Raw genomic sequence first — 15,462 nt, forward strand, 5'->3', positions numbered from 1 at the left:
CTCCGTTATCGCTCCGCGAGCGAGATTATGTGTTTGTCTTTGATGCCGAGGGTATTGCAGAGAGTATCGTCGCCCACAAGCGTCACGCCGTAGGTTACGCCGTCTTTGGTTTCGACAATTCTGTATACCTCGACTTTTACCAGCACCTTATCGCCGATTCTGACCATCGCTATCACCTCCTTTCATGAAGTTTCTGGCTTCCTCCACGCTCCGGCAGACTGTTGCCATGCCGCCGGAGGCGCGGATTTTTGCCAGCACGTATTTCTGAATCCTTGTCGGCTGGTTGTTGCCGACCTTAAGCTCTATCGCCATAAACCGCCCGTCCACGCACAGCAGAATGTCCGGGATGCCGGAGGTCCACCTGTCTGCCGCCTTATAGACCCACGCGCGGGGATACTCAGCTTTCAAAAACGCCAGCACCTTCTGCTTAAGCCTCGTTTCGGATAAGCGCATGCACCGCCTCCTGCAATCCCTGCTTTTTCTGCAAAACTTTCAGCAGATGACCGTCTATGGTTTTTTTGGCGAGCAGATAGATGTAAAGACAGCTATGATGCTGGCCTATGCGGTGGATTCTGTCCCGCGACTGCGTGTGGGTTTCGTAGGAATAATCAAGGCTGTAAAACACCATGACAGAACAATTAACGAAGGTAAGCCCGTGCCCAGCCGATTTCGGATGCGCGACAAGATACCGCGCCTGTCCTGTCTTGAACCGCCAGATGGAGTCGTCCTTGTCCTTTGCATCGGCGTAGAGCGTGACGACTTGCTCCGCGCCGTATTTCTCGGACAGCATTTTCTGGACGGCTTCCACCTCTTGGTGAAACTGCACCCATACAATGACCGGCTGGCTGCCAAGCTCCTCAATGACATTTTCCAGCTCGCGCAGCTTGCTGGATTTGCCGATTTCCGCGACCTTGCCATCCGCCGCATAGAAAAAGCCGGAGGTGGCTTGACGCAGTTTCATAAGTTTTGCTAACGCGACCTGCGCGGTGATTTCCGTGCCGTTGATTTCGGCGACCAGATATTTCCGCATGTCCTCGTAGGCTTTGCGCTCTTCGGGGGATAAAACCACGTCGCGGATTTCGTCAATCTTTTCCGGCAGGTCCAGCGCGTCGTCTTTTTTTACCCAGCTTGCAAGCGGGCGGATGCGCTCCATAAGCCGCTGGCGGTTCTCGTCAGTGATTGCGTAACGCCAGCCGGAGCTGAGAATTTCGCGCATATACTCGCGGCTAAGGCTCTGCCCGGACAGCCGCATTCTTTGCCCGTTGCGCTCAAGATGGAAGTAGGTATTGCGAAAGGCGTAGAAGGACTTGTTGAGGTATTCCGGGCGCAGAAAATTAATCTGGCCCCATAGTTCCAGCTCGCTATTCGGCATAGGTGTGCCGGAAGAAACAATCCTGTGTTGAAAAAACGGCGCAAGCTCCAGCAATGTCTTGGTGGTGATACTTTTGTTGTTTTTAAGCCGCGAGCTTTCGTCCAAAACGCACATGAACGGTAGTGCTGTTATCAGTCGGCGGATTGCAGCCAGATACCGCTTGGATATCAATGCCTCATAATTGATAATCACGATATCCGGCACCGCCGCGCCCATTTCCTTGAACGGCACGGAAGTGAAGCCGGTGAATCGTTTTATATCCTCGCCCCATGCGGCGTTGACCAGCGATAACGGGCAGACAACCAAAAGCCGCAGTTGCGGATGGCGGATGCGGCGTTGCCGGAATATCTCAAGGCAAGTCCGCGTCTTGCCAAGGCCCGGCTCGTGGAACAGCGCGCAGTTGCCGCCAACCGTTTCCGCGAAGCTAACCGACTCGCGCTGATGCCGGTATAAAGGAATATCAGTCATGGCGCGGCTCCTTGGCGATGCGTTCCAGCGTAAAGCTGTCCTCGCCCAACAGTTTTATCATCAGGCCGGTGAAGACCTGCGCGACATGCTCGCCGACATCGCTGGACACATCTATCACGGCCTTGCCGTCCGCCGCCGTATAACCGGCGTGCAGCCGGACTTTTGCCTGTCCGTAGACGCATTCCGCAGTGACGATAGCCAGCGCGATGCGTTCCTCCAGCGTTTTCCTGCTGATGTGGTGTTTGAAACTGAATTTGCAGATTTCAGACATAAGCACCTCCACCACAAACAAACCGGAAACGCGGGAAAAGTGACCAAACCCGTAAAAAATCAAAGATAAGCATCGAATCCCTCCCGGCGGAAAAGCTCGCGCATACGCGCCACCTCATGCTGCAGTGTGGTGCGCGGCAATCCCAGAATTTGGGCGGCTTCTGCGATGCTGCGGCCTTCCATGAACAGCACGTTCAGGCGGAGTTGTAGCGAAGAGAATTTGCCGGTTTTTAGCGAAAGGTCTATCCGTAGGTCCTGTGGATGGATTGCGGAAGGCACGCGGCTGCGCCGCACAATCCTGTCGTCTCCCAAAATATCGCCAAACGTGACTTCTTCACCCTCGTGATTGAGTCCTACAGGAGTTTCCAACGAGTCCGTTATTGTTGCGCAGCGCTTTTTTGCGGAAGCCGTTTCGATTATTTGGCGAATGCGGTTATCAAGAATGCGGCTGAGGATTGTGCGGTCTGTGGCAGTGCGCTTGCTCCATTTGCTTGCTACATTGCGCTTGAGGTGTATTTCCAACAGCAATTCCTGTTCAATATCTGGCAGGTCGGCTGCCGTAAAACCGTATTTGCCGACCAGCCCTTTTGCTTTGCCTTGTGCCAGTTCTATTTCCCATTTGCTGAACCTGTTACTGCTTCCTGCCTTATAGGCTTTGTGCATGACGCCCTCCTGATGGCCGGGCGTCTATGCACCTCCTGTTGGCCTATTTTATGGGCGTCGCGCGCCTCTGTTTTCTGTCGATTACTGCTTATCGGAAACTATTTCTGCGGTCTGCGCAGAGTTCAATGCGCCGCAACGCGGACAGATGCTTGTTGCTTTGCCGTCTATCACATAGCGGTGCTTGTCCCCGATTTGAATGTGCAGTTGGTTTCCCTGCCGCTTTGCGAGCAGTTTGCCGCAAGCGTGGCAACGCCAGTCCGAAATGGCAGCGTTTTCGTTTTGCATGATTGCCTCCTTGGCATAAGTTGTGGGAGGGTCTTTGCCCTTCCAAAACTATTTTCGCAGTCGCGGTTTATCTGCCAAGGGAGCGCGGATTTATCCAAATTTATCCCGTCGGAGGAATGGACAAAAAACCGCCCGGATTTTAGGTCCGGGCGGTTGATTGCGTTAGTTGGTAGGGGGAGTCACTCGTTGTCAGGAGGGGCGAGCAGCAGGTATTTGAACTTGGCGGGCGGATTGAATTCATACAAGCCGTCGCCGACTGTATCCGTGGGATTGTTGGTCAGTTGCAAGACTTCCTTTACTGCAAGCGTACTGCACATATTCAGGAGCATGGTTTGCGCGCTTTTTTTCTCGCGCGAATCGCGGTCGCCTAAATACGGTCCCACCTTATACGGCGATAATGGCATGCGCGGTTGCCGCAGATACTCCGCAAGGAGCTTCAGACCAGTCGGCGATAAGACGCTTCGCCGTCCCTTATCTTTTTTCTGCGCCATGTGCGTAATCCGCTTGCCGGAGCGCCAAGCCTTGCAGCCCATAAGGTCTACAACCAGCGCATATTTCTTGGTTTCGCCGGACGCAATGGCCTTTTGATATTCTGCTTCCGATTGGCATGCAGCTTGCTTGCTCCCGCTGGTATATTTCAGGCAATAAGCGTCGGGGGCTGCTTTTTTAAGCTGGCCCAACGCCGTACCGAGAGCCGATTTGTCCAATGCCAGCAAGTCCAAGCCAAACGCCGCGCTGGCTGGGATATAGGCATAGCGTTCGCCATTATTTGGCTGGCTGTTGTCCAATGTAATATATAGCCAGTCGTCAGCTTCCACGGCGCGTGGCCTGTAGTCGTGCGCGTTTCCTTGTGCGTGAGCCGACACAATCGCCACGCCCGCTTTTCTATTTCCGGTTCTATGTATCCCGGCAAATAGAAAACCGGACTCGTGCCTCTGCGAGCTTTCTATAAGTCCGTTCGCGCTGGCCAGAGCGGCCACCCAAGCCTCGGGGGCGAATTTAACCCATTCCGCTTCTTCCGGAAGCAGTTTGACGTGTTTGCCATGCTCTAGACAGAACCCGGTAAAAGAGCCGTCGTTCTGTTTTGCAACCGCCACAAGACCGTCACCTTCATGTTCGCCAAGCGGACACGGCGCGGTATCGGGTTCGGTTTCCATAACCAGCACGCCTTTGTCAAAGAGCTTGTCTGCGGCAGTCTGGGGCAATAGCGCAGACAGCTCTTTACTGCGGAACTGGGCCGAAAAAGCCCTGTCAAGCCGTTGCAACAGCAACAGTGCGGTTTGCGTTGACATTGATAAACCCCCAGCGCATAAGAACTTCTTCGATATGCCGGTCGCGCGGCGTTTCGTCCAGCGTGTAGTAATGCGGTCTGGTCAGCATTACCGTTTTGCGTTTCTTGCGCCCGCCGCCTTTGAACTGAAACTGTATTGCCAGTGATTTGATATCCGCATCCTGTAACCGCACGCCTCCAGTCTGCAATTTGCCAATCACATCCTGCGTGCCTCCAATCGTGTCTTTGCAGGTGATTTGGTGCCGGAAGTTTTTATCGCCCGCATGCGTATAGTTCATGCCGACCACTTTCGCCCATTCAAACTCGTCCGTGGGCCGAACGGGGAAATTAAAGCCGGGGCGCAATAAAGGATTAAAACAGACGATTTCCTCCGCCTTGAAGTGGTCGCCGCGCTGATGCAGTATATTGGTGGCAAATAACGAAGCAATGGCCTCCGCTTTCCGCATGCCCTTGCCGCCCACTTTCAGCTTCAACAGGCCTTTTTCCGGGTAGTAGATAAGCACAAGCTCGTGAACGGGCCGACGGTCGCGCGTGCCAATGGTGGTTTCGGTTTTGAACTCATGTTCGGGTTTCATGAAATGCTCGTGCGGTACCACAAGCACCCATTTATCCTGCGTTTCCGGCAGACTTTCAATTTTTAGGCGCGGCCCTTCGCCGCCCCGGCGCAATATCTCGCGCAGGCTGGTTTTGAACTTCTCAAAGTCTGCAGAGCTGGGGGAACAGGGAGTATTCGGGCGGCCTATCAGCACTTTCAGGTTGTCGTTCTTTTCCACAATGAAGCAGTCGTATATTGAAGCAAAGCGAGTCGGATGGTTAAGCCAAAGCAATAAGGCAAGTTTGTGCAGATTGAGGTCCTTATAATCGCTAATCCCAGCTTCCTGCGCGGCGGCATATAAATAGGTGCGCCCATCTTCGCAGGAAATGTCGTTCATACAACAAAGCGCATCATCTATGGATTCGCGCTTGGCATGGACAAACAGTTGCCATGCGTCGTAAATATCGTCGTTTTTTGGCTTTTCTTTCAATCCCAACTGCTGCCATGCGCCAAACTTATCAAAGAACTGTTTGAACAGTTCAGGCGCGTTCACGCTGCGGAAAAACCCAGCGGTAAGTCTTTTGTGTTCTTTCATCATCGTAGTAACCTCCGCCCTCATGGGGCTGTAAGATACCGCCAGAAGGCGGCTTTTTCTTGCCCGTTGATTTTTTATGCAACACGACGGGCAAAAAAATTTTGTCCGCTACAAGCCTAAGGTCATCTGCCCTTTTGCTTCATCGGCAGAGCCATATAGCTTTTTATCTTCTCCGACGCTCAACAAGTCTAGTTGTTTCAATCGCACCGTAAGCGCGGTGATGGTTACGCCAAACCGCTCCGCCAACTGGTAGAGATTGCGCCATTGTGTCCGGTCAATTTTGAGCGCTTCGGCGCGTAAAAGGTCAGCAGGCATTAACAGCGCAGCCGAGAATCTGTTTACTACCCGCGCTTCATCTGGCGGGTCTGTGCGGGATTGCCGTTCCGCGACAGCGCGAACGCCCTCTTCTGTTTGGATAAGAGCCTTTATGATTTCCGCCAGGCCGCGCCCTGTTTCCCGATGTAGGACCGGCCCCGTGGCATCTATGCCCGGCAATAAGGACCCAAAACTGTGTTTACCGACGAATAACTCCCAATGGCCCAATTCGTGGCCGATTGTAAATCGTTCCAAGCCGGGTTTTTCGTTAAAAAGTTTTTGACGATTTTCGTTCAGCACGATAAGTTTGTCTTCGGGCATTAATCCGCCCAATATAACCTCGCCGGGCAACTCTTGAATTGGCTCCCACAGCAGATTCAACCCCATGACTTTTTCAGCCATCAGTTCAACGGGAATAGGCGCGGACAATGGTTTGCCTAGCGACAGTGACAAGGTCTGTAACTTTTCGTCGGCGATGCGTTCTATTTCCGCGTTGCGGTAAAATTTCATTTTGCTTTTCCTTTCTCTACAGACTCAAGCAATTTTTCCCATTCTTTGTCGCTCAAGTTCGGCGCGTGGCGGCAGATAAACTGCCGCGCGGCTTCGGACGTGCCAATCTTTTCCTTCAATGCCTGCGGGATTTCGCCCGCCAAGCTCAACAGTTCATTAATATCGGCTTCCAAAATCTTAGCCAAACGCGCGATAACATCCGTGCGCGGCGGCGACATTTTGCCATTCTCAATCTTGCTTAGATAGGTAAAATCCATCTCTGCCTTTTTCGCCAAGTCGCGTTGCGAAAGATTTTTATCTTGCCGCAGTTGTTGTAATCGTCTTCCAAACGTCAATTCAGGGCTCATATACAGAGTATAGCAGATGTTGCATAAAAAATCAACATACCGACGGCGGCTGGTCACTTTTTGGGCCTTTCCGGTTTGTTTATGGTATGCAGACTATTCCTTATATCACTATAACCCCGGAAGAACGTGCTGACGCTTTGGCGAAGGCTTTCGCCGAAGTGTTTTTATTCCTAGCTGAGCAGGGATTGCTGGGCGAGTTCCAGGATTCTCTACCACCTGAAGCGGGTTCAGATACGCCTTGATGTTCGGAGACGAAGACTATACCATTCAGGTGCGGAGGATAATTCTATGACGGCGGAAGCCACAAAGACAAAATTGATAGCTATTTACACGCGCAAGTCCAACGACGAGAATCTTGGCAATAATGTCACCTCACTGGATTCGCAAAAGTCCTGCTGCCGGAGCTATATCAATATCCAGCAGGCTAACGGCTGGCAGGAGTATCCCGAAGTGTTTGACGATGCGGCGGAATCCGGCAAAAGCCTGCAACGACCCGCGATAAAGCGGCTTTTGAAGTGCATAGCCGAAGGCAAGGTGGACGGCATTATCGTATACAAACTGGACCGGCTGACGCGCAACAGCAAGGATTTCCACTATCTGCTGGAGCTTTTTGAAAAGCACAATGTGGCGTTCATATCGGCGACAGAAAGCATAGACACCAAAAGTCCGCAGGGACGGCTTATGACGGCGATTATGGTGCAATTCGCCCAGTATGACCGCGAGTTGGACCAAGAGCGTTCCAAAGATTTCCATTTATCACGAGCCAAGAAGGGATTATGGTGCGGTGGCTTGCCGCCTTTAGGCTATGACAGCAAAGACAAGCTACTGGTTATCAACGAAAAGGAGGCCGAGCTTGTCCGGCGCATTGTCGGGCTTTATCTGCAACACCAGTCCACCATAAAAGTAGCCGAAGAACTAAACCGGCTAGGTTTCCGGCGCAAGACATACATGACGCAAAAGGGTAAGCCCTATGGCGGACAGCCTTTTGACATGGACAGCGTGTTGCGGGTGCTTCAGCGCAAGGTTTATATAGGCTTTGTCCGCAACGAGCGCACCAAACAAGAGTTCCCCGGACAGCACACGCCGATTATAGAACCTGCGGTATTTGAGCAGGTTCAGCAATTGCTGGCTTCAAGGAACCATCGCGGGGGCGAAGTGCATTATGCCGCCAACAAATACGGCTTCCTGCTTAAAGGGCTGATACGCTGCGGCGAATGCGGCAACGCGATAACGCCGTATGTCCGGCCCAAGAAGGGCAAGGTTTATCTGTATTATCGTTGTCTTGAGCAGAATACCGGACAAGGTAAGAAATGCGCGTTTACGAGCATCGGGGCGCGTAAGCTGGAAGAGTTTATCGTTGAGAAGCTGGCGGCATTGGGCTGGGACAGGCTGTTTCTGGAGAAGGTACTGACCAAGGCGCAGAAGCTGGCGAAGCAGAGCATCGGCCCGTTTGAAGCCGAGAAACGGCAGTTGCACGAACAGTATCAACGACTTGAAAAACAAATTCAGGCCCTTTTAAGCGTTGTTAAGTCCGGCGGCGCGTCAAAAGAAGCGGCGGAGGAGTTGTCGAAGCTGGAAGCCGCAAAAACGGAAATTACCGCCAGAATCGCGCAGTTGGAAGCCATAATTGCCCATCGGAAGCAGGCAGTTTACGATGTGGACGCAGTGCAAGGCGTGTTCAAACGCTTCGCATTATTCATAAACCGGATTCCGGTGGAAATGAAGGTGCAAATTATCCGGCTGATGGTGGAGCAGGTTATCGTATCCAACAGCCAGATTGAGGTGCGGTTGCACGAGCTTCCCGTCGGAGTTTTAGAAAAAGCATTGGATAAGCGGGTAGTATTTGGCGGAGGTCGTCTTATTGGACAACAGGGGGCAAAAACCACTCTAAACAAAAACTGCCACCGAAGTTCGGTAGCAGAATTTGGTCAAGAGTGGCGGGGCTGGCACGACGCAAACACCAAAAATCCATTCGCTTCCGACGACACAAAACAACATTTCCCCTATAGCGAAACGCCATTCACACCTGCATTCAGCCTGCTTTGCGACATCCAAACCGTCCACATCGCCAACGGCGAAAAGCTGCTTGAGGAAACAGACGACGCATTCAATTTGCCAGTAAACGCATACTCCATCGCAAAAGTTCAAATCCCGCCGTCTTACAGAACGACGGGATACCTACCGGCTTTTTGAACACAAAGATCTGCCCGCTCATCGCCTTTCCCCACCTGCGCTATTGATGAAATCCATTGGCGTGCCGGTAACCGGCCATGCGCAACAAAGTTCAAATCCCATCGTTCTTGAACGGCGGGTTACCACTGGCTATTTCGTAGTTTTAGGGCTGGAATCCGATAACTTTTTTGCTGTCCTTGTCGGGAGGCGACATCAGTTGCCTGATGGCTTCAAATATGGACTGGATTTGCTCGTCATGGTGAACAATTTTCCGTTCCAGTTCCTGAAATTTTTTGGCAAGTTCCTTATGCAATGCCAGCGTTTCCCGCAGCTTCACAAAAGTTCGCATAATCGCGATATTAACCTGCACCGCACGGTTGCTATTGATCACCCCGGACAACATGGCAACGCCCTGTTCGGTAAAAGCGAATGGCAAATATCTCTGCCCACCCCATTTTGAGGTGCCAATTTGGCACCTCAAGTTTTGCAATTCCCTAGAGGATAACTGGAACATGAAATCTGATGGAAAGCGGCTGATGTTCCGTCTGACAACTCGTTTGAGAGCCTTTGTTTCCACGTCGTAAAGCGCTGCCAAATCAAAATCTAAAATAACCCTATGCCCGCGAATCAGATAAATCCGCTGTTCTACAGGCTCAAGAGAAATCAGCGCTTTCATGGCTATATTACACCTAAAAAACTCGGCTTGGCCTCAGACCGGATTCATCTAAACCGACCATATCGCCAACGCGAAAAGCTGCTTGAGGAAACAGACGACGCATTCAATTTGCCCACAAATGCATACCCCATCGCAAAAGTTAAAATCCCACGTTCTTGAATGACGGGATTATCACCGTTTTGAGCATGAGAAACCTATTTATGATTTGCGGCGTTTTGCGGGGAACAATTCTTTGCGGTATTGGGCGATGGAGCGGCGGGAAAGTTTTACGTTATGGCGGGATTCCATTTCCTTGCGTAACTGCTCGTCGGTACAATCGGGGGTTGCCTCAATGATTTGGTAAAGCAATTCCCGGTTTACCTGTTTGGCGCTGGGGATAAGCGCGGAAAGCGGGGCTTCCAATCCCCACGCCAGTTGCACGGACTTATTGGAAACCAGGCGGTTCAGCACGCTGGCGTCAACGCCTATTTCGCGGGATAATTCGCGCTGCGTCAGCGGCTTGCGTTTTGACGGCTCGCCGGAAACGAGATAGGCTTCCTGCTCTTTAAGCAAGATTTCCAAAAGGCGGTAAAGCGTGGTTTTACGCCGCTCTAGAAATTCCAGCCTACTGATGATGGATTTTGCCTTATCGGCTTCATCTGCGGACACCGCATGTAAATATTCAGCTAGCTTTTGTTGGTTCACCGCATATTGCCCTTTCCAGATTTCGCGGTGGAAAAATGACAGGACGGGTTTGCCGTTTTCAATGCTGATACCGGCGACCACGCTCAAGACTTGTTCCGGTTGTGCTGATGGCTCGTTGCCGGGTCGCTCAAACTCGGACTGGATATAAACCTTATCCACAAAGTCGCGTAGTTTGCGGATTTCGTCCAACGTCAAATCGCATTCCTCGACAACTGCAACTTCGGATGCCTCGGATTTCAAAAACCAAGTCTCGAACTTTTCCTGTCCCACACGCTGGATAAGCTTAACCAAATCGCCGTTGCCATCTATCAATCCGCCAATCCCGCTGACGGAACGTTTCACGTCATACCCGGCGAATTGCTTCGTCGCAAACCGCGCGCGCGGGAATTCCGACAGGCGGATAATCCCTGCTGTTTTCAAAAGCGAAAACAGTCGGGAGTTTTCAACCTCGGCCAGAACGGCGGCAAACTTTGCCTCCGAAAGCCTCATCAAGCTGCTGATCTTTATGCCCTGTAAAGTCCGTGTGTATGATTTTCCTGAAGCGCGTATTGAAATATCCATAAGAAATCCCGTATTCCACGGCGCTATTTATGAGCCATTCTGCGGGTTTTAAGCAACTGAATTGTAAAATCCAACACGGGATCGCTGCTGGACTTGAATTCACCTAAAATTTTATCCGTTACTGGAATGTCAGGCAATACGCCATGTGTGTCATCGCCAGGTCTGGGTTTTGGAGGATAGAATTTTTTGTATGAAACACCAAAACGTATCCAACTATTGTTAAGCCTCCGGGATATAACATCCCCGAAAGACGCGGCCACGCCGCCGGTTTCGTAGCCAATTATATCCCCCAGCGAGTAATCGCGAAAAATTGTTGCGAAATCAGTGGCGGATGAAAATGTCCCGTTGTCTATTAAAAGATATGTCTTCCCTTTGAAAAACGCATCGGGAATTTTGGGGGAGACCCCGCTTTCCTCGTCGTCGTTGTCATTCTTGCTGTCAGTAACCAGGCCGATCATTTGCTTGTATTTCCCGTAATACCCATACTGCTCTATAGCTTGTTGCGATATTTTCACTTGCGCGCCGGAAAACGCGCGCAATTTTTCAGGTGATATGTATTTGAGAATAAATATTCCCATGTCAGAACTGCCGCCGCCGTTGTTGCGAATGTCAATAATCAATTCTTTCGAGCCGTTGTTCTTTATATCCCGGAATATGCGGTCTATGGTTTGCATTTCCGCGTCAGTATAGTCAAATGACGGGTATATGAAATGCGCTATTTTCCCGCCGTCCAGAAATTCCACGCGGGTATTGGAATGATCAGATGGATTGCGTGAAGCCGAATACAGCAATCCAAAAGCTTTCGCGTCAATTGTATGCGCCGTCTTTTTGATGAGTTTGCCATCCGCGTTATCCACCGTTATTTCAAACTCATTCGTATCGGCCAACAATCGCGAAAATGCCCACCAAAAATCCTGGGCATCCTGAAAACGGCTGGCGCGAAAAGACAGGGTTTCAGCCGAACAACGGTCCAGAATTGGCGTTATAAATCCAGCGAAAGGAATATTATTGACGGCAACCAGCGCGCGGCCTGTTATTGTTTTGTCCGCAGCTTCGGAAACCATAAATTTACCGTTGACAAACCGGGTTACAAACGGCGGGAATATTTTTTCGCCTCCCGCCAATTTTTCCGCTGAACCGAACATGCCCAATGCCTGCAGCGACGTGTGACCGTCCTTGAATTGCGCGGCGGCGTAATAAAGAATGTATGCCAGGTCTTTCACGCTTATAGTTCCGGTACCCCCGCCCTTTTTCGCTATTTCGTCAGCGGTTTGGCGCTTCAGCTTCAAATAGTTATCGGCTGAGATATTGGCCAGCAGATTTGGATGAATGCTTTCCAAATCGCTGAAAAACTGGTTCATATCCTCGCCAGCTTCGGACACGGAGACAGCGTTTTTTGAGAAATTGTATAAGTCGTCGTAAGAACCCCGCATCATCAGTTTGTCGCCGTCGAAGAGTAGATATGAATAATTATTTTCCTGCGGCAATTTATCCATGCCAATTAATTGCGCATTGGATTTTGCGGCGTACACCGTCGCATAACCGTTGTACATTTCCTCTTTCCATGCAAAAATCAGACGCGGGTTGGCGCATTGATAAATCTCCCCGCCGATCGAAACGCTGGAACTGTATACATGCAGATTCAAAGAATCGCCCATCTGATTAAGAAACTGTGATTTTTCGCCGAACACCGAATAAAGCACGAAATTATTACGGCTTCTCTCCTGAATCATGGAGGTGTGCGCCGTTTCTCCGGCGACAAGTTCCGCTTTGGGCCAATTCTCTTTCCACAAGGAGCTTATATAGGCCGCAGTTTTATCCTTAGCGGAATCTGCGGAAAGCTCGTATATCACACGGAATATGTTTTTGTCTGTATCATTGATTCGCAACACTTCGGCATGCGCTGTTGCGGAAACCGCAAAAATTGCCAGTCCTATTACAAGTTTATCCATAATGTCTCCTCTGATTGTTTCGTGTCATATTCTATATGTGGAGCGCGCTTTCCGCTTCCAGAATCCGTCGCTTGGACAGATATAAAACATACAGGGCCAGCCAGATGCAAATCATAATCCCGTATTCAACAGAATATCGCCGGAGCATGTCCGGCGAATGCGCAAGATTTGCCGCTTTTGCTATCGCCCACTGAAGGAAGGGAACGCCCAATAGCGCGATGTTGGCAAATCGCCGGTCCTTAACCGCCAAGACGCAGAGTGTGAAAAAAAGCGAAAATATAATCGTCAATACCGACAGCCGCGCCAGCATAAGAAAGCCGGCGGCATTAATAAACATCGCAAAAAAAACAGGTTTTAAGACGGCTAGTTCGGCAAATACAATTGCAATTGTTACGGCAAACACCGCTATCGCAATGCCCAGCGCCTTGCCCAAAACCAACTGATGTCCGGTGGCCGGAGAACATAAAAATTCAGACACTATGTTATTCCTCTTGTCCTCGGTAAATATCTGCGTAGCGCATTGATATATGGAAATCAGCAATAATAATGTCAATAAGCCGGGCATCATCCCGGCAAAATCAAGGGCGAGACTGGCCGCGCTCATTTCTTCAGCATGCAAATCTGTCAGCCATATTGCCGGCCATACCGGCAATGCTGCCACAACATAGATAAACGGTATTTTAAGCGTGGCGAACGAAGCTTGCCGCATAAAGAAAAGAAAATTGTTTCTCCCGTATTTTGCGGAGTCGTTAGTTCGCAATGCATTCCGGGGAAAAAGCGCTTGCCACAATTTAACTGCGGGGTTTTCAGCAAATGCGGACAAATTGCGACGACAATATGCGCTGGCCTTTGACATCCGGGCAGTTCCCTTGTCTTCCCTAACAATTTCTTCTTTCTCAATTTTTCGGCTTGCAAATTTGAATGACGCAATGAAAACTGCCAACAAAATCACGGATAGCGCCGCCAATTGCGGCGCGGAAATCCGCATATCTACCCTCAGCGTGTTGCATAACGCCAGAAAAATTATCAGCGCCATGATGCATAGGGCGATGTAACCGTTTAGCTGCTCCCCGCTATCCATATTTAAAGCCAGCCTTGCCAGCACAAACAACAGCGCCATGCCAAGAGAAAAACAACCCGCCAAGGCCAATCCTGTTTGCATTGCCATGGGGAGATGCATATAGCGCATAGCGATAAGAAAATGCATAACAAGGTTCACAGTATTAAACAGCGCGCAAGCCAGTATGCCGGTGTTCATAAATTCCGCAACCGGCATTGGCGAGACAAGCAGAGCATCCATCGTCCTGCTGATTTTAGGTTTTGTGAAAATATAGGAAGCCGAGACAATGGTCATCATCAGCCAGAAAGCTGTGCCGCTAAACAATACGTAAGAATTCCAGAAATCCTGTTTTTTGCCCGCGCCAATCAACACCAAAAATGAAAGAGCAATAAACATCGCGGCATGAAACCCAATCGCCTGAAACCAACTAACCGGATTAGCGAAAAGTTCCTCCAACTCGCTTTTCAGCAAAGCTCGGTTAATCATTCACGCCTCAAGGATTCAAAATATATCTGCTCAAGATTCATCGCGCTATGGAACTCAAGTATCTCAATGTTTTCCTTGGCAAATTCAGCAACTACGCGCGCCAATTTCACCGGCGTTGTGGCGGAGAGATTTATTCTGCTGGCATCTGTCTCGGAGACAGCGCACGCGAGGACGGAACGCAGTTTTTCAAGAACTTCCGGCGATACCGGCTTATCCGGCACCAGTGTATAACTAAACACGGAACGGGCATTCTGCAATTCCGCCAAAGTCCCTTTTTGTTTTATCCGGCCCTTTTCCAGGATAATTATATTATCGGCAAGCTGTTCCACCTCGTTAAGGTCATGCGATGCCAGAAAGAATGAGACGCCCTGTTCTTTTGCCAATTCGCGCACCGTCTCGCGCATTAAAACACGCGCGGCGGGGTCCAATCCTGTCATCGGCTCGTCCAGAAAAATGAGTTTTGGCTTATGCAGCATCGCGCGAACAAGGGCCAGTTTCTGGCGCATGCCCTTGGAGAATGTTTGCACCCTATCATTTCTGACATGATGGAGGGCCATTTTCTTGAGCAGTTCTTCGGCGCGGGAAGAGAACTCAGCGCCGCAGACGCCATACAATTCCCCGAATAAAGCAAGATTTTTCAACGCGGACAAATTGGGATAAAACCCCGGATTGTCCAGGCATACGCCCAGTTGTCCGCGCAAAGCATCAAAATCTCCCGCATAAGTGTCATATCTTTTGCCAAAGTATTTTATCTCGCCGCTGTCGCTTTTAAGCAAACCAAGCAGAGTCCTGATGGTAGTGGTTTTTCCTGCGCCGTTATGTCCGATATAGGCCAGCACTTCGCCGGAGGCTATGGAAAAACTCAGGTTTTCCACCCCGGCCTGCGGCGTATATTTTTTTGTAAGATTTGCCACTTCCAGCGCTTTAATCATACCCACATCCTGTGTCTATATTCTGTTATTCTGCGACGTTTCCGCTGTTGCTACTTTACCATAGTATCAGTTCTCTTGCGCATGAAACACCTGTAGCGTTTTGGGAATATGCAACAATACGGATGCGGGGTTGATTTTATCTCATTTGAAACACCTTGGGGTTGGCAATCGTCGGCTTGGGGTGGGACTTCATGAACATGCTCAAAAGCTGCGGTGCAGGCGGTGGATGACAAAAGTGCAAACAGGTGTAATTGCTCAACCTCACCCTGCGATTTTGCGAAATCCGAT

The 15,462-nt window shown here is 50.4% G+C and carries 15 protein-coding genes; 1 reads left to right on the forward strand and 14 read right to left on the reverse strand.

From position 1 onward, the window contains the following. Positions 1–5: 5 nt before the first annotated feature. The 9 genes from WC421_06535 to WC421_06575 form a co-directional block, all read right to left on the reverse strand. The gene (locus WC421_06535) at positions 6–167 is read right to left on the reverse strand and encodes a hypothetical protein (protein ID MFA5161886.1); all 162 of its coding nucleotides are present in this window, start codon (positions 165–167) and stop codon (positions 6–8) included. After that, the gene (locus tag WC421_06540; protein MFA5161887.1) at positions 148–453 is read right to left on the reverse strand and encodes a VRR-NUC domain-containing protein; all 306 of its coding nucleotides are present in this window, start codon (positions 451–453) and stop codon (positions 148–150) included. The genes WC421_06535 and WC421_06540 overlap by 20 nt, the downstream gene beginning before the upstream one ends. Further along, positions 428–1,840 carry a DEAD/DEAH box helicase gene (locus tag WC421_06545; GenBank protein ID MFA5161888.1) on the reverse strand — a complete coding sequence of 471 codons (1,413 nt, stop codon included), beginning with the start codon at positions 1,838–1,840 and terminating at the stop codon, positions 428–430. The genes WC421_06540 and WC421_06545 overlap by 26 nt, the downstream gene beginning before the upstream one ends. Then, positions 1,833–2,111, reverse strand: coding sequence for a hypothetical protein (locus WC421_06550; GenBank protein MFA5161889.1), 279 nt, complete (start codon positions 2,109–2,111; stop codon positions 1,833–1,835). The genes WC421_06545 and WC421_06550 overlap by 8 nt, the downstream gene beginning before the upstream one ends. A 59-nt stretch (positions 2,112–2,170) precedes the next feature. Beyond that, positions 2,171–2,773 carry a hypothetical protein gene (locus tag WC421_06555; protein MFA5161890.1) on the reverse strand — a complete coding sequence of 201 codons (603 nt, stop codon included), beginning with the start codon at positions 2,771–2,773 and terminating at the stop codon, positions 2,171–2,173. A 464-nt stretch (positions 2,774–3,237) separates the two neighbouring features. Continuing rightward, the gene (locus tag WC421_06560; GenBank protein ID MFA5161891.1) at positions 3,238–4,350 is read right to left on the reverse strand and encodes a hypothetical protein; all 1,113 of its coding nucleotides are present in this window, start codon (positions 4,348–4,350) and stop codon (positions 3,238–3,240) included. Further along, the gene (locus WC421_06565) at positions 4,310–5,482 is read right to left on the reverse strand and encodes a hypothetical protein (GenBank protein ID MFA5161892.1); all 1,173 of its coding nucleotides are present in this window, start codon (positions 5,480–5,482) and stop codon (positions 4,310–4,312) included. The genes WC421_06560 and WC421_06565 overlap by 41 nt, the downstream gene beginning before the upstream one ends. A 105-nt stretch (positions 5,483–5,587) precedes the next feature. After that, complete coding sequence (locus WC421_06570) at positions 5,588–6,304, reverse strand: ImmA/IrrE family metallo-endopeptidase (protein MFA5161893.1); 717 nt, start codon at positions 6,302–6,304, stop codon at positions 5,588–5,590. Continuing rightward, positions 6,301–6,651, reverse strand: coding sequence for a helix-turn-helix transcriptional regulator (locus tag WC421_06575; protein ID MFA5161894.1), 351 nt, complete (start codon positions 6,649–6,651; stop codon positions 6,301–6,303). Before WC421_06575 ends, WC421_06570 begins: the two co-directional genes overlap by 4 nt. A gap of 288 nt (positions 6,652–6,939) precedes the next feature. Between WC421_06575 and WC421_06580 the strand changes: the two genes are divergently transcribed. Further along, on the forward strand, positions 6,940–8,844 hold the full coding sequence (locus tag WC421_06580; GenBank protein MFA5161895.1) for a recombinase family protein: 1,905 nt from the start codon (positions 6,940–6,942) through the stop codon (positions 8,842–8,844). A gap of 142 nt (positions 8,845–8,986) precedes the next feature. Here the strand turns inward: WC421_06580 and WC421_06585 are convergent, their stop codons facing one another. From WC421_06585 to WC421_06605, 5 genes are all read right to left on the reverse strand, one after another. Beyond that, positions 8,987–9,499, reverse strand: a complete 513-nt coding sequence (locus WC421_06585; protein ID MFA5161896.1) for an ORF6N domain-containing protein — start codon at positions 9,497–9,499, stop codon at positions 8,987–8,989. Between the two features lie 198 nt (positions 9,500–9,697). Beyond that, complete coding sequence (locus WC421_06590) at positions 9,698–10,744, reverse strand: hypothetical protein (protein ID MFA5161897.1); 1,047 nt, start codon at positions 10,742–10,744, stop codon at positions 9,698–9,700. Positions 10,745–10,767: 23 nt separating this feature from the next. Beyond that, entirely contained in the window at positions 10,768–12,696 is a 1,929-nt protein-coding gene (locus WC421_06595) for a S41 family peptidase (GenBank protein ID MFA5161898.1), read from the reverse strand. 31 nt (positions 12,697–12,727) lie between these two features. After that, positions 12,728–14,242 carry a hypothetical protein gene (locus WC421_06600; protein ID MFA5161899.1) on the reverse strand — a complete coding sequence of 505 codons (1,515 nt, stop codon included), beginning with the start codon at positions 14,240–14,242 and terminating at the stop codon, positions 12,728–12,730. After that, complete coding sequence (locus tag WC421_06605) at positions 14,239–15,174, reverse strand: ABC transporter ATP-binding protein (protein ID MFA5161900.1); 936 nt, start codon at positions 15,172–15,174, stop codon at positions 14,239–14,241. The genes WC421_06600 and WC421_06605 overlap by 4 nt, the downstream gene beginning before the upstream one ends. Positions 15,175–15,462: the final 288 nt, after the last annotated feature.

The organism is Elusimicrobiales bacterium, assembly GCA_041651175.1.
Taxonomy (GTDB): domain Bacteria; phylum Elusimicrobiota; class Elusimicrobia; order Elusimicrobiales; family Elusimicrobiaceae; genus JAQTYB01.

What these genes read in the sequence shown, in the direction of transcription:
- WC421_06585 (MFA5161896.1), bottom strand. Translation starts at nt 9,499, where the DNA reads ATGAAAGCGCTGATTTCTCTTGAGCCTGTAGAACAGCGGATTTATCTG.
- WC421_06600 (MFA5161899.1), bottom strand. Translation starts at nt 14,242, where the DNA reads ATGATTAACCGAGCTTTGCTGAAAAGCGAGTTGGAGGAACTTTTCGCT.
- WC421_06570 (MFA5161893.1), bottom strand. Translation starts at nt 6,304, where the DNA reads ATGAAATTTTACCGCAACGCGGAAATAGAACGCATCGCCGACGAAAAG.
- WC421_06555 (MFA5161890.1), bottom strand. Translation starts at nt 2,773, where the DNA reads ATGCACAAAGCCTATAAGGCAGGAAGCAGTAACAGGTTCAGCAAATGG.
- WC421_06545 (MFA5161888.1), bottom strand. Translation starts at nt 1,840, where the DNA reads ATGACTGATATTCCTTTATACCGGCATCAGCGCGAGTCGGTTAGCTTC.
- WC421_06590 (MFA5161897.1), bottom strand. Translation starts at nt 10,744, where the DNA reads ATGGATATTTCAATACGCGCTTCAGGAAAATCATACACACGGACTTTA.
- WC421_06540 (MFA5161887.1), bottom strand. Translation starts at nt 453, where the DNA reads ATGCGCTTATCCGAAACGAGGCTTAAGCAGAAGGTGCTGGCGTTTTTG.
- WC421_06595 (MFA5161898.1), bottom strand. Translation starts at nt 12,696, where the DNA reads ATGGATAAACTTGTAATAGGACTGGCAATTTTTGCGGTTTCCGCAACA.
- WC421_06580 (MFA5161895.1), top strand. Translation starts at nt 6,940, where the DNA reads ATGACGGCGGAAGCCACAAAGACAAAATTGATAGCTATTTACACGCGC.
- WC421_06565 (MFA5161892.1), bottom strand. Translation starts at nt 5,482, where the DNA reads ATGATGAAAGAACACAAAAGACTTACCGCTGGGTTTTTCCGCAGCGTG.
- WC421_06550 (MFA5161889.1), bottom strand. Translation starts at nt 2,111, where the DNA reads ATGTCTGAAATCTGCAAATTCAGTTTCAAACACCACATCAGCAGGAAA.
- WC421_06575 (MFA5161894.1), bottom strand. Translation starts at nt 6,651, where the DNA reads ATGAGCCCTGAATTGACGTTTGGAAGACGATTACAACAACTGCGGCAA.
- WC421_06535 (MFA5161886.1), bottom strand. Translation starts at nt 167, where the DNA reads ATGGTCAGAATCGGCGATAAGGTGCTGGTAAAAGTCGAGGTATACAGA.
- WC421_06560 (MFA5161891.1), bottom strand. Translation starts at nt 4,350, where the DNA reads ATGTCAACGCAAACCGCACTGTTGCTGTTGCAACGGCTTGACAGGGCT.
- WC421_06605 (MFA5161900.1), bottom strand. Translation starts at nt 15,174, where the DNA reads ATGATTAAAGCGCTGGAAGTGGCAAATCTTACAAAAAAATATACGCCG.